General features: G+C 70.1%; 6 protein-coding genes. 3 read left to right on the top strand and 3 right to left on the bottom strand.

Features of this window, described 5'->3' with window-relative positions:
* Positions 1-2: 2 nt before the first annotated feature.
* The 3 genes from WMF19_RS43900 to WMF19_RS43910 are packed head-to-tail and all read right to left on the bottom strand — an operon-like array spanning position 3 to position 9268.
* Positions 3-302 (bottom strand): DUF4288 domain-containing protein, encoded by a 300-nt coding sequence (locus WMF19_RS43900; protein WP_437895818.1) that lies wholly within the window; start codon positions 300-302, stop codon positions 3-5.
* The gene (locus WMF19_RS43905) at positions 299-8923 is read right to left on the bottom strand and encodes a SpvB/TcaC N-terminal domain-containing protein (RefSeq protein WP_437895819.1); all 8625 of its coding nucleotides are present in this window, start codon (positions 8921-8923) and stop codon (positions 299-301) included. The genes WMF19_RS43900 and WMF19_RS43905 overlap by 4 nt, the downstream gene beginning before the upstream one ends.
* A 27-nt stretch (positions 8924-8950) precedes the next feature.
* Entirely contained in the window at positions 8951-9268 is a 318-nt protein-coding gene (locus tag WMF19_RS43910) for a hypothetical protein (RefSeq protein ID WP_437895820.1), read from the bottom strand.
* A 533-nt stretch (positions 9269-9801) separates the two neighbouring features.
* Between WMF19_RS43910 and WMF19_RS43915 the strand changes: the two genes are divergently transcribed.
* The 3 genes from WMF19_RS43915 to WMF19_RS43925 are packed head-to-tail and all read left to right on the top strand — an operon-like array spanning position 9802 to position 14368.
* Complete coding sequence (locus tag WMF19_RS43915) at positions 9802-10776, top strand: hypothetical protein (RefSeq protein WP_437895821.1); 975 nt, start codon at positions 9802-9804, stop codon at positions 10774-10776.
* Between the two features lie 52 nt (positions 10777-10828).
* The gene (locus tag WMF19_RS43920; RefSeq protein WP_437895822.1) at positions 10829-11914 is read left to right on the top strand and encodes an ATP-binding protein; all 1086 of its coding nucleotides are present in this window, start codon (positions 10829-10831) and stop codon (positions 11912-11914) included.
* A 9-nt stretch (positions 11915-11923) separates the two neighbouring features.
* Positions 11924-14368, top strand: a complete 2445-nt coding sequence (locus WMF19_RS43925; protein WP_437895823.1) for a DUF5682 family protein — start codon at positions 11924-11926, stop codon at positions 14366-14368.
* Positions 14369-14435 lie beyond the last annotated feature (67 nt).

The following is a 14435-nucleotide window of genomic DNA, read 5'->3' on the forward strand; positions in this document are numbered from 1 at the left end:
ATCTATCTATCGAGCTGACCCTTCTTGAACATCCTCGAAAAAACCTCAGTACCACTCACGATTTCCGATTCACACAAGTCCTGCAACTCTACAATTCCCTTAAATACCCACCTAACCGTTTTGCCATCCGGATTAGCATATGAATGCTCCAGCTCACCCCCAAGCGATTCGGCCATCACCCTAGCCGCATCAACATCATCTGCATTTATTAACCGAATACTCTCCTCACACAGAGGCTCTTCGGAAGACTGATCGTCAACCTCTGATTCGAACAGCATGCAGGCCGAATACCAACCACTCATTTGTTTTTCGTCTTCTCCAGAAGACGCTCCGATTGTTCAAGTATTTTCTTGGCAGTCTGAAGAGTTCTCTTCTCCTCACCGCGCGCCGTGCGCAGGGCATCCTTGATACCGTTCAGAGACTTGTCCAGGTGTTGGCCGGGGAATTCGCGTCTCAGGCTTCCTGGTACGACCTCTCTTGCAGGCTTTGTAGGGTCGATCCTTGATGCTGCTTTACTCGAGCCCTCGCCTTGCCTCTTCGAGGGCTTCTGTGGTGGCTCCGCCGCCGCAGCAACAGCAGGTTTTGGGGGCTCCTTCGCCCCACCCCCGCCCGCTGCAGGCGGTGGGGGTGGGGAGGGTACTTCCGCGGGAGGCGCGGGCGCAGGCGCAGCTTCAGATGACTTGGGGGAGTCTCCATCCGTGATGGCATCGTAGATCAAATAGCCCACGAGGCCTACGCCTCCGACAATGACCGCGCCAGCAACGATCACCTCCCCAAATGGCGAGGGCTCCGCCAGTGCCGCCACAGTGGCCGAACCGGCTGTCTTCACGGCAGTTTCCAAAACTTGCGCAGCTTCCTTTGAATACCTGCCATCCGGATCAACGAAAGCTACGGGGTTATTCCATGTATACGTGTACAGCCCCAGGTTGATCGGCTTGTACACCCCGCCATTGATCCTGCCGGCCATGTACTCTGCCAGCACCGGATCCGGGCTCAGCCACACCCCGAGCCGCGGCTCATAGCTCCGCGCCCCGTAGTGGTAGAGCCCCGTCGACAGGTCGAGCTCCTTCCCATTGAACAGGTACGGCCGCCGGTTCTGGAACCGCGAGTCCGTCTGGTCCGCCCACAGCTCCCCACTCGGCAGGTACTCCACGTGCTGGCTCAGCGCCTGGTCCTGGTCGGTGACGTACTGCGTGCTCCCGAGGTGGTCCGGGTGGTAGTACAGCACCGGCGGCCTCTGGTAGTAGTCCGCATCGATCTTGCTCGCGATCCGCGTCTCCCCTGCGAACAGGTGCTTCGTCGCGATCACCCCGTTGCGCACCACGAGGTGCTGGTCGACGTACGCCGTCTCCTCCTCCCCGGCCACCCGGTGCAGGTGCACCCGCCGCTCCCCCGCGCCGTCGTACAGCGCCCGCGACATCTCCTGTCCGTTCTCGCTCACCGACATCAGCCGATTGTCTTCATCCCAGCTCAGCGTACGCTGCGGGCTGCCCCGGTACTTCCACTGCTTGTGGTTGCCGTTCGCGTCGTACGACAGCTCCCTCAGCCGCGGCTGCGACTCCGCCGGCACGTACTCGTCTACCTGGTTCGCCGCGTGCGGCCTCGGCCCCGTGTAGCGGTACTCGTTCCGGTACGTCCTCTCCCGGATCGGGTAGTCCAGCCGCCACTGCCCCGGGCCATTCGGCACGTACCGAGCGACCTCCTGCCGCTTCGTCGTCGCGTTCCCGAGGATGTCGTAGTCGATGCCCAGCGTGTACCGCTGCTGCTCGTTTCCCCGCTCCTGGTAGATCCCCGAAGCCTCGGTCAGCTGGTTCAGGTCGTCGTACGCGAACCGCTGCTGCGTCCGCGCCACCATCACCGCGCCGCCCAGCGACTCGTCGAACGGCACCTCGTTGTTCAGCTCCCGGATGTTGCCGACGAGGTCATACCGGTACCGCAGCCGCTGGAACGGCCTCGGCGCTCGGCCCATCGACCGCATCTGCGCGCTCTGGTGGTCCGCGTTGACCTCCGTCATCCGCCGCGTCGACTCGTCGTACCGGTACTTCGTCTCGATCCCGTTGCCCGCCACCACACGCACCCGCTGCCCGAACTCGTCGTACCCGATGTGCCTCAGGTACTCCGTCGTCCTCGGCTCGCTCGGGTGCTGCGGATTGACGCGCTGGTTCTCCCCGACCACCGACACCACCGCGCCGCCTCGGTCGTACCCGTAGCGCACAGTCTCCTCGCCAGCGCCCGGGAAGTGGAGCTCCTGCATCCGCCCCAGCGCGTCGAACACGTACTTCATCGTCGCCTGGTACGGCCCACGGTGCGGCTCCCGCAGCCTCGGGAACTCCGACGTCAGCTCCGCCGTGTTGCCGAACCGATCGTAACGGAAGCTGCGCTTGCCCGCCGCGCTCGTCTCCTCCACCAGCCGCGCCGCTCGGTTGCCTTCCTCGTCCCCGGCATCGTCCGGCTGGCCGTACGTGTAGACCACGTCCTGCGTCACCGGATAGTCGATCTTCCGCAGCCGGTTGAAGTCGTACTCGTACCGGATCAGCTGTCCCCGCGCCGCGAGCTCCGCCGTCTGCTTCGCTCGAAGGTTCCCGACCAGATCGTAGCGCCACTCCGTGCGGCCCGCGTCGGGGCTGACCAGCGTCACCATCCGGCCGACCGAGTCGTACGTCGCCGTCGTCGCGTTGTTCCGCGCGTCCGTCACCCGCACGAGCTCGCCGAGGGGGCTATGCTGATAACGCGTCACGATCCGCGTCTCCACCCCCTTGATCCGGTTGAACTCCTCCACCGCTGCGATCCGCCCACCCACGTCCCGGTACGTGTTCCGCACCTTCCCGTTGGCGTCGATCACCATCTCCTGAAAGAGCAGCTGTCCTTCCAGCGCCACCAGGTCGTGCTCGATCGCCGTCCGCGCATAGCCGCCCGGCGCGCTCGTGTCCGGCATGGCGACCTCCCGCACGCGCGAGACCGCGTCGTAACGCGTGAGCGTCGGCCGCAGCAGCCCCAGGCTCACGAAGGCCGTGTCCGGCTCCGCGCTGAAGCCCGGCTGCCCTTGCTCCACCACGCGGCCGAGCGCGTCGAACGCCACCGCTCCGCTGACCGTCATCCCGACCTCGGTGCCCGTGCCCGTGTCGCGCGCGTGGTCCTTCTTGGTCTGCAGCACGCGCCCCAGCCCATCCGCGAGCGTCACCGTCACGATCGGGTCGCCCGGGTGCTCCACGTCCTTGTGGCTCGTCTTCGCCCACGCCGGCAGCGCGGCGGTCTGACCCGGCTGGAGCGCATACTCGAACCCGATCGTCGGCTCACCCTCTCCCGCCGGCTCCTCCGCGCTCCAGACCTTGCTCGGCGTGCACCCGACCGGCACAGCGTCCTCACCGTCCTCCGCGAGATCGCTCGGCCCCCAGACCTCGGTGAGCCGTCCGAAGTCGTCCACCCGGTGCACCATCGTGTGCCCGTTGACATCGGTCTCCTGCTCGACCGTGCCATACAGCAGATTCGGCACACTGTTCGAATGGTACCCGAAGCTATCGCTCGCGCACGTGCGGTAGCTGTGCGTCACGTCATCGAAGCTGTAGGTCAGCTTGTAGCTGTTCGGGTCGGTCGACGTCTCGAGGTTGCCGAAGTCATCGAACACATAGCTCCACGTGGCCTCCGCGTTGGCGTAGGTCGTCCCATCCGCCCGCTTGCCGCCGGAGATGACGTTCGTGACGGTGTGCAACGCGCCCGTTCCCGGCCAGTACGTCGCTGTGCGCCGGCGCAGCACGCGCCCCTGCTCGTCCGTCGTCTCGATGAGCTCCGGCTTGACGATGTAGGCCGAGCCAGGCTCCGTATAGTCGACCCTCTGATGCACATCGTCGTCCGGCGTATCGGCCTCGCCGTAGGCGTGAAGCTCGGTCAGGTTGCCGAGCTCGTCGAAGCCCCGCGTCTCGCGCGTGCTCTTGTGCGGCGCGCTCGGGTCGTCGGTCGTCCCCTCGTAGAATGCGCCCCTCCTCTCCGTCTCCTTGGGGAAGAACCAGCCCACCCTGGGCTCCAGCCCCTCAGGCGGTGGCGCGTAGTCGACCTCGTTCACCATGTAGAGTAGCCCGTCGCCGTCGCGCAGCGTCGAGCGCGCGACAAAGCCGCGGCGGTAGACATCGTGGTTCAGGTGCTCGACGTCCTCGCTCGACATCACCGTGACGCCATCCTCGCCGAGCGCCGTCGTCGTCACGAGCCCGTACCCGAGCTCGACCCGCTCCTCCCGGTCGTAGACCCCATCCGCGTGCGTCGCGATGCTCGTCCGGTACGCATGCACCCCGTACACCCCCGGCGCGCCCTCCACGCCGTCGTGCACCGTCACCTCGCTCAGCACCCACTGGCTCGACGGCATATCGACCTGAGGCGCCCTGTCCATCTCCCCGAGCGCCCCCTCGCTCGGCACGACCAGGTTGCCCTCGCGCTGGTAGTCGAGCTCGATGCTCCCGCCGAGCGGCCGGCTCACCCGCCGCAAGAGGTTCGTCTTGCCGAGCGCGTTGACCCGCGCGTACACCGTCGCGTCGCCGTCTCGCTTGAGCACATGATCCTGAAGCCCATCGCCGTCGATGTCCTCGAACGCGAGGTGCGATGAGCCGGCGCCTTCCGAGTAGAACACCGACCCGCCGACGCACACGAAGTAGCAGACATCGACCTTGAAGCTGCCCTCGTAGCTCTCCGACCTGCGGAAGCTCACCGCGTCGCCCCCGCCCATGAACGCGTACTCCGGCGGATCGATCGACACACCCCACGCCCCCGCGGGCCAGGACTCCTCCGGCGCGAACCGGCTCCCGAGGTTGAGCTGCACCCGGAACCACGGCTCGTCCGGCGCCTTCATCACCTTGTCCGGCAGCCCGTCGCCGTTCACGTCCGCGAAGTCCACCACCGTCCGCGCCGTCGTGTAGGTGTACCCCGCGCCGACGGCGGCCACGGTCGCGTCCACGCCGACGCCGACGCTGTTCGCGCCCGTGTCCTCCAGCCGCACCGCGTCCACCCCGGCCGCGTCCGTGAACTCGCTCAAGATGTCGCCGAGCGTCTCGCGCAGCGCTCCCGCATCGAAGTCGCTCTTCTCGAAGCGCGCCCGCTCCAGCGCCACCGGTCCAGCGAACCGGTGCCCCAGGTTGAACGCCACCCTCATCACCCCGCTCTGGGGATCCTGCGTCACCTGGTCCACCAGGCCATCGCCATTGACGTCCACCAGATCCACGTGCGTGGCGGACAGGCCATAGCTCGTCCCCAGGTGGAATTGCGTGTGCAGGTACCCCTCGAAACGCCCCTCGCTCGTGGTCTTGGAGATCGTCTGGATCTCGCTGTCCACGGTGACCGAGGCGCTCCCTTCCAGCCGGATCGCACGGTGCTCGATCCGCCGCAGCGCCTCCGGCAGCGACCAGCTGTCCCGCGGGCCGAACCCTCGCCCGGTGTTGAGCACCGCGCCCTCGCGCGTCACGCTGTCGGGCAATCGATCACCGTTGATGTCGATGAGGTCCAGGTCCGACGTGGTGCTGCCAAAGCTGTAGCCCGCCCCCAGCGGCCCGAGGTTGGCGCTGATCTCCGCGTTCCACGTCTCCGCGCTGCGCAGCCGGCCGAGCTGACCGTCTCCTCGCCTCACCTTGCCCACGATCGACGGCTTGACCGCGCTGCCACCGACGAACGCCTCCGACGCGGCCGCGCCCCACACCGGCGCGCTCCCCTGCGGCAGCGGCACAGCGAGCGTGAAGCCGCGCTCCGGGTGGAGCGTCGGAAAGGCGATGTCCGCCTCCGAGAACGCGCGATCTCCATCGAGGAAGCCGACCGACCAGCCATGGAACCCGCCGGCCATCGGGTCCTCTGACCCGCCGCTCGTCGCCGCCTCGGGCGCGAGGAAGCCGAGCGACACCGGCTCCCCGTCGATCGTCGCGTGCAGGGTGGCGCCCGTGGGCGGCTCCTGCGCGAAGGCCGTGACGAAGATGGGCTCGCCGGCCTGGACCTCCAGGTCGAGGTCCACGGGGAAAGCCGTCCCAGCAGCGCTCGGCGCGGAATACGCCTGCTTGAAGAGCAGCCGATGCACGCCCTGAACGACCAGGGTCAACGGCTGAGAGAACGTGTTGGTCCCCGGCACCAACAGCATTCCCTCGAGCCGCGCTGTCCCCGTGCTCGGCGCGATCCACGGCCGCGGGCGCGTCGCATACGACCACCTCGCGACAGGCATCGATACATGCGCCCGCTGCTCGACGAGCGCGAGCGGCAGCGGCGCGTCCCCGGGCCCGTCGTTGTGCAGCCTGCAGCCGGTGCGGCCGTTCGGCTGCGCGCCGCACTGCACTTGCCCGCGCCGCGGCGCGCCCGTCGCCCGGTCCACGCGCGTGTACTCCTCGTAACGGACCACGGGGCTCCACGCGATGCGCGCCGGGTCGTCGGGCAATTCGGTTTTCACCCGGAACCGGACGCGATCGCCCGCGAGCACCGGGATCGCCTCGGGCAGCAGCGCGCCCAGCCCGAGCCCGCCGGCGCCCGCGCCGACGTGCTGCGGCGCCAGGATCGACTCCGCGGCGGCGCTGCCGCGCTCCCGCACGATCTCCACCCACAGCTCATCGCTCGTCGCCCACTTCGAGAGGTCGCCCGTGATCCGGACGCTGCCGTCGGCCGGCGCCACCCACGGCACGTCGGGGCGCCCCGCGAGCCGGTGGTCGTGGCTGTACTCGAAGCGGTGGATCGGCGCCCCGTCCGGCCCCGCCTGCGCGAGCTGCATTTCGCTCACCTCGTAGGTGATCGACGGGCTCCACGAGACCAGATCAGCCGCCGTGTCCACGCGCCGCTCGGGGTCGACCGCCGGCGCCGCGCTCACCCGGAAGTAGATCCGGTCGCCCGCGGCCACGTGCGTCGTGAGGACATCGCCGCCGCACCGATGCGCGCCAAGGAGGCAGGGAGTCAGCTCGTCCCCGTCGAGCACATCGTCGAAGAGCGGCTCCCCCTCGCCGCTCCGCACGATCTGCACCCGCACCCCATCACCGCCCGCCTCCTGCTTCTGCAGCGCCCCGCCGATGCGGACGTCTCCCTCGAACGGCGCTGTCCAGCGCAGCAGCGGATCGGCCGGATGCAAGTCCTTGCGCGCCGCCTGGGCCAGGTCGGGGCGGCCGGACGGCGCGCCGCTCGTGTCGAGCGCGCCCCACGGCTGCTTGCTCCCGAAGCGGCCTCGCCGGTCGTTGAGCGCGGCGTAGACGCCCCCGAGCGGGCCGCCCGATACCAGATCGGGGTAGCCGTCGCCGTTGATGTCCGTGACGATCTGCTCGTCCTCCGTGCTGCTCCGCGTGTACCCCACCGAGCCGCTCAGCACCGCGACGTTCAGCCCCGCGTACACGCTCCATCCCGAGCGGTCCGTCAGGCCAAGATCCCTGTCGAACAAGCCGAGCGCGCTCGCCGCCGTCAAATGGCTCCCGGACGCGGCGCGAAGAAGGTTGAGCCCGACATCGCCGCTGTCCTCCAGGAAGTCGGGCATCCCATCGCCGTTGAGATCGAACACGCTCTTGCGCACCGTCTCGTCGCCGAAGAAGCCGCCCCCGCCGATCGAGATCGAGAACATGCCGATGCCCAGCCCCACCGACGCGCTGCCGCCCGCGGTCGATTCCTCCGTGCGCGACAGGCCGTCCTTCGCCTTGGCCCGTCCCCATGCCTCGGCGGCCTGCGCGAACGCCGCCACCTCGCCGGACGCGGTGCGAGGCGCCGTGAAGTACTCGAACGTATGCCGGTACAGCTCCTCGCCGAGCGTCACTTGCCCGCCCGCCTGCCGCGCGCCTCGCCCATGGAACGCGATGGCCTGCAGGAGGCGCTTGCCGAAATCGCCGTCGATGTAATGGAGCGCGTAGCTGCGGACCACGACGTCGCCGAACCGCACGTCCACACGCGAGAGCTGCTTTTCGGTCTGCTCGAGAAAGCCGGGCCTGCCGCTGAGCATGACGTCGGGCCGCCCGCTCTCGGACACGAAATCCACGGCATAGGCCGCTTCGACCCCTCGTGGCGCGTTCGCCGTGTACTCGATGCGCTCGGGATGCACCTCGATGCGCGGCGGCGGACCGGCCTCGACCCCGCGATCATAGCGGACCCGCATCTGGTTGCCGAACGTGTCGCGCACCTCGTCGAGGTACCAGCGGAACACGTTGCGCGGCTGGCCCGGCCCCGGCTCGGGATCGTCGAGCCGCGCGTTCGCGTCGCGGCCGTAGACAACCGTTGTCCCGTCCTTGTCCGTCACCTCCCAGAAATAGCTATCCGCCGCGATACCGCGGCGCACGATGCGGTCGAACCGCCCTTCCACCCGCCGCCGGAACAGGCACGGGTCGCCGCACGCGCCGCCTTCGGCCTGCACGAGCTCGCTCCCGTCGAGCAGGTAGCGCGGCGTCTCCCCCGCCGCGTACGTCGGCACCCCGAAGCGCGTGTCGATCTCGATGCTCGACAGCCGCAGATCCCAGCCCACGCCGAGCCATCCGTTGCGGTGCTCGCTGTCGTACGCGATCGCGAGCGCCGGCTGGATCCCGTTGCGCCCCGGCGGAACCTCGATCGCATGGCTCAGCCGCGCCGCGCCGCTCGAGCTCGCCTCAGGCGGCGCGACCACCGTCACCGCGGCGAACGGGCTCCCCAGCGCGAGCCCCTTGATGCTGTTCGGATCGAAGCTGCGCGTGCCCGGCGCATCCGGCATCGCGAGCGTGGCATTCACGAAGTCGGTGAAGTGGTCGGTCAGGCTCGCCAGCTTGCCCTTTGCGGCCTCGCCGTCCCGCGCGACACGCTCCCACTGGCCCAGCGCCTCGTCGAAGTAGAAGCCCGTCACGTGCTGCGCGGTCATCCCCGGGGGAATCGCATGCTCGTCATAAGGCAACGTCAGCCGCACCGCCTTCTTGAACCTGAGCCCGTGCGGCCCGAAGCGGTATGCCCTCCCCCCGGGCGTGACGTTGACCATCGCGCGCCCCATCGGACGCACCGCGCCCTAGTCGAGCGGGCGAATCGTGATCCGCACCGGCTCGTCCACCGCGCCTTGAGGGATCTCCAGCACGGCCCCCTCGAACTCCACCACCCGCGCCTTGTCGGGCACCACCATCTCGCCGAACGGCGCCCCCGCGTCCTCGACCAGCGGCGCATCGACGCGCGGCCCCAGGGGCAGCCCCCCGACACCGTCGCTCGGCAGCCGGAAGGGAATCGAGGAGAGCGCTGCTCCGCCGCCCGGCGGCGACATCGGCATGAGCCGCGGCTCCGGCGGCCCTGCCAGCGCGAGGCCTTCATGCCCCCGCCCGAGCAGCAGCACCACCGCACAGAACAAAGCAAGACGGTACAACCAGCCCGCGTGTCGCATTCGAGACACTCCCGACGCAAGGTCTGTTGAATTCGCGGCCACCTATGTCCCGCATGACCCGCCGTGTCAACACCACCTCGATTACAACCGATTACAGATCGCGGCGCGGTCAGCCCCTCCAAGGAACCTCCTCCCCACCGCCATCGGCTCGCCGCTCTCCCCCGCTCGCTGGCTCGTACGCCCCTTGAACCGCCACGCCGCCGACGCCCGCAAGCCAGCGTTCCAATAGCGGTCGCCTCTCCACCCGGCCCTCGAGGGCACCCGCCTCCCGGCCGTCGCCCCCTCACCCAATCCCGGAGTGCGCCGAGCCTCCCGGCCGTCGCCTTTCCACCCGACAGCGCAAGCCACATGCCTCGTCATCACCGCCTCTCCACCCGACAGCGCAAGCCACATGCCTCGTCATCACCGCCTCTCCACCCGGCGCCGCAGGCAAGAAATCAACGCTGCGCGCGCTGGCGACTCGCGGCTTCCCGTGCGAGGGTGCCCGAATGCCCTCGACTCGAAGACAACCCAATAACAAGCCGAGAACTCAGGCGAAGAAGCTCAGCACCAGCGGCAAGCAACCCTTCCTCACCGAGGACGCCGAGGTCGCGCTCCACCACTTCCGATCCATCGTGGAGCAGACTCCGGAGGACGATCTCGACCCCTGGACCGGCGACGCGCTCATCGTCCGTCTCAACGCGACCCGCGCCGTCGATGCGCTGAGGCCCCATGAGGCGCGCCTCCGCGAGGCGCTGCCGCTGCTCCGGTTCGACGACATCCTGGAGCTCCCCGCCCTCTGCCTCGCGCTCGCCTTCGCCGCCGATCGGGTCTTCGTCCCGGCCAGCCGCAAGGAGATCCAGGCGCGCCAGCTGCGCGTGCGCCCGCTCCGCAGCCAGGCATTACGCGTCCTCGAGGTCCTCGCCGAGCGCGGCCTCGTGCTGGCCGACCGGGTCAAGGCCATCCGCGCCAACAGCGGGCCGATCGACGAGGCCCGCGACGCCGTGGCCATCCCGGCCCTGTTCCGCGATTTCGCGGACGCCGTCGCCGATCGACACCCCTTCACCCAGGAGGAGCTCAGGCAGCTCTCCGACGACGGCAACTGGCTCCTCACGCAGCTCATTCCAGCCGGCGCGCCCGCAGGAAAGTCGGCGCGCAACCCCGACGCCGTGCTGCGCGACCAGCTCTGGACCGAGGTCCAGCGCCGCTACGACGAGATCTACAAGGCAGGCGTCGAGATCTGGGGCCGCAGGAAGGTCGACACGCACATCCCGGCGCTGATGTCGCGCGCAACAGCCACCCCCCCGAGGAGCGCCACGAGCGGCGAAGCCGCGCCCGCCGCCTCGCCCCCGGCCGCCACGACGCCCGCCTCACCGCCCCCGGCCATCACGAACCCCGTCACCCCGCCGTCGAGCGACACGACGCCCGCCGCGCCGCCGCCCGCCGCCATGCCGCCCGCGGCCGCGCAGCCCGCCGGCCGCTGATCTCCCCGGAGGGACGCCTCGCCCCGTTCTGCGGTAACCTCCTGCGCCACCCATGAGCGACCTCCGCCAGCCCGCCGAGACCAAGTACGAAAACGAGCTCGCGGCCCTCGCCGCCAACGACACGGCGCCGAGGCCGCCCGGGTGGCGCCTCTCGCCGAGGGCCGTCGAGACGTACATCCTCGGCAGCGACAAACCCGTCGGCGGCGTCGCGATCTCCCCCAAGTACATCGGCGATCGCGCCCTCGTGCAGGTCGCCCTCGCGACCCTCGCCTCCGACCGCGCCCTCATGCTCGTCGGCGAGCCGGGCACCGCCAAGAGCTGGCTCTCCGAGCACCTCTCCGCCGCCATCAGCGGCACGAGCGCCCTCGTCGTCCAGGGGACCGCTGGCACCAGCGAGGAGCACGTCAAATACGGCTGGAACTACGCCCTGCTCCTCGCAGAAGGGCCCTCGCAGAAGGCGCTCGTGCCCTCGCCCATCCTCCGCGCCATGCGCGACGGGCGCTTCGCGCGCTTCGAGGAGATCACCCGCACCTCGTCGGAGATCCAGGACGCGCTCATCTCCATCCTGTCCGAGAAGCAGATCGCCGTCCCCGAGCTCGACCAGGTCGTCCCCGCGCAGCGCGGCTTCAACCTCATCGCCACCGCCAACACGCGCGACCGTGGCGTCAACGAGATGAGCGCCGCGCTCAAGCGCCGCTTCAACTTCATCACCGTCCCCGTCGTCGACGACCTCGAGCAGGAGATCCGCATCGTGCAGAAGCGCGAGGCCGAGCTCCGCGGCGACTACCAGGTCGGCGTCGAGCCGCCCGCCGAGCTCGCCAAGCTGCTCGTCACGCTCTTCCAGGAGCTCCGCGCCGGCGTCACCAAGGACGGCAAGACCAAGGTGAAGACCCCGGGCTCCGTCCTGTCGACCGCGGAGGCCATCAGCGTGCTCTTCAACAGCGGCATCCTCGCGCAGCACTTCGGCACCGGGAAGGTCACCGCCGACGACCTCTCCCGGTCGCTGCTCGGCGCCGTGAGCAAGGAGGGCGGCGACGACCTCAAGGCCGTCCGCGAGTACTGCGAGACCGTGGCCAAGGGCCGCGCAGGGCTCTGGAAAGAGTTCTACGCCGCCGCCAAGAAGCGCCTCGCGATCTGAAGGGACCCGATGGACCTCGACCGGCTCGCCGCCGTGCACCTCTTCCCGGTGCGCCACCACTCGCCGCGCTCCAGCGCGACGCTGCGCGCCTACCTCGACGAGGTGCGCCCGAAGGCGATCTTCGTCGAGGGCCCGAGCGACGCCACCCCGCTCCTCGAGGCGCTCGTCGACCCGAAGACCGTCCCGCCCGTGGCGATCCTCGGCTACCGCACCGACGGGGAGCCGGCGTCGTCGCTGTGGCCGTTCGCCGCCTACTCGCCCGAGTACGTCGCGGTGAAATGGGCCTTCGAGCACGGCGCGCGCGTCGAGCTCATCGACATCCCCGTCGGCACGACGCTCGCGCCCTTCGACGGCGCCCCGGTCGGCCACGACGACGCCGACGATCCGGGCGGCCACGAGCGCGAGATCGACGAGGACCGCGACGAGCACGGTGAACACGGCGACGAGCACGGCGAGCACGCGGACGACGGCGGCGCAGGGGACGGCGGCGACGGCGGGCCGGCCAGCGCGGAGGAGCCGCAGGAGAGCATCTATGCGGCGTGCGCGCGCGCCCGGGGCTTCCGCTCGTTCGAGGAGTTCTGGGAGGCCTCGTTCGAGGCGCCCCGCTACGAGCCCGGGCCGTTCCGCGAGGCCCTGCTCGCGTACGCGGACCTGGTGCGCAGCGACGGGGACCGGCTGATCCACCGGGCGCGCGACGCCTACATGGCGCGGAGCATCCTCGAGCGCATGGGGCCGGACCTCGCCCCGCACGAGGTCGCGGCCGTGCTCGGCGCGGCGCACGCGGCGGCGTTCGCGGCGCGCGACGTCGATCCGGCGCTGGAGGCGCGGCTGCCGGCGCCGATCCCGTGCGCCGTGACGCTCATCCCGTTCAGCTTTCCGCGGCTCTCCGAGCAGCTCGGCTACGGCGCGGGCAACCGGGCGCCGCAGTACTACCAGCGCGCACACGACGCGGGCGGCGACTTCCGGCGCGCCACCCTCGAGGTGCTGATCGACTTCACCGAGCACCTCCGCCTCCGCGGCTTCATGGCCTCGCTCGCCGACACCATCGAGGCCTTCCGCCTCGCGGTCTCGCTCGCCGAGCTCCGCGGCAAGGCGGAGCCCGGCCTCGACGAGGTGCGCGAGGCGACGATCGCCACGATGTGCCGCGGCGACGCCACGCACGTCGACGGCTTCCTCTGGCCTGCCGTCATCGGGCGCAACGTGGGCCGCGTCGGGGGCGGCATCGGGAAGAACTCGCTCCAGGAGGAGTTCTGGCGCGAGGTGCGCGAGCGCAGGCTCCCCGCCACCGACGCGCCCGAGTCGTTCCGGCTGTCGCTCACGAACGAGGTCGAGGTCGGGACGAGCGTGCTCCTGCACCGGCTCCGCATCGCGAAGATCCCCTACGCGGCGTACGCCGGCACCCGGGCGGCCGGGCGGGGCGGCGCGGGCGCTCGCGGGCAGCGGCGCGGGCAGGCGAGCGAGGTGCCGCCGGACGAGCTGCTCCGGCAGCTGAGCGAGACGTGGGAGGCGCAGTGGACGCCGGCGACCGACGTGGCGCTCGTCGAGAAGATCGTCCTCGGCGACACGCTGGAGCAGGTGGCGACGCGGCTGCTCGAGGAGGACCTGGCGGCGTGCCACACGACCGGCGAGGCCGCCGACGTGCTGCTGAACGCCGTGCTCGCGTCGAGCGCCCGCGCGGCGGCCTCGGCGCTCGACGCGTGCGACCGGTTCGCCGCGGGCGACAGCGACCTGCCGTCGCTCGCCCGGGCGTGCCGCGCCTTCGCGGGGCTCGCGTCGTTCGGGTCGTCGCGCTCGCTGTCGTCGCTCGGCGACGGCGTGATCGCGACGATGCTGGAGAAGACGTTCGCGCGCGCGGTCCTGCGCGTCCACGGCGGCTGCACGGGCAGCGACGAGGCGGTCGCCCCGGCCAAGGAGGCGCTGCGCACGCTGCACGACGTGGCGCTGTCGCAGCCGATCGTCGACCGGGCCGCGTGGTTCGAGGCGGCGCGGGCGCTCGTGGACAGCGACGCGGTGAACCCCACGGCCTCGGGCCTCGCGTGCGGGCTGCTCTACCTGGCGCAGGTCATCGATGATGCCGAGGTTGCGCGGATCGTCGGCCTGCGGCTCGGGAGCGCCGCCCCGCCCGAGGCGGCGGCGTCGTTCCTGGCCGGCTTCCTCGAGGTGAACGCGCTGGTGCTCGTGAAGAGCCGCCCCGTGGTCGAGGCGCTCGACGCGTTCCTCGGGGGCATCCTTCCCGAGCGCTTCAAGGACACGCTCCCGGTCCTGCGGCGCGCGTTCGCGGCGCTCGGCGCGACCGAGCGGCGGTACCTGCTCGAGAACGTGCTCGCCGCGCGGAAGCTCGGGGACAAGGCGCGCGCGGCGCAGGCGGTGCTCCTGGAGAAGGACCGCGAGAAGCTGAAGGAGATGAGCGAGGACCTGTCGCAGGCCATGGACGACCTGGACGACCTGCTCTGACGCGGGGCCATGAACGCGGCGCTCCGCGCGCCGCCCTCACCACGCGGCCGGCCGAGCCAGCGGGGCT

Source organism: Sorangium sp. So ce124 (assembly GCF_051525235.1).
GTDB lineage: Bacteria > Myxococcota_A > Polyangia > Polyangiales > Polyangiaceae > Sorangium > Sorangium atrum.

Coding starts and splice junctions, on each gene's coding strand:
- WMF19_RS43900 (WP_437895818.1), bottom strand. CDS start 302: ATGAGTGGTTGGTATTCGGCCTGCATGCTGTTCGAATCAGAGGTTGAC.
- WMF19_RS43905 (WP_437895819.1), bottom strand. CDS start 8,923: ATGGTCAACGTCACGCCCGGGGGGAGGGCATACCGCTTCGGGCCGCAC.
- WMF19_RS43915 (WP_437895821.1), top strand. CDS start 9,802: ATGCCCTCGACTCGAAGACAACCCAATAACAAGCCGAGAACTCAGGCG.
- WMF19_RS43920 (WP_437895822.1), top strand. CDS start 10,829: ATGAGCGACCTCCGCCAGCCCGCCGAGACCAAGTACGAAAACGAGCTC.
- WMF19_RS43925 (WP_437895823.1), top strand. CDS start 11,924: ATGGACCTCGACCGGCTCGCCGCCGTGCACCTCTTCCCGGTGCGCCAC.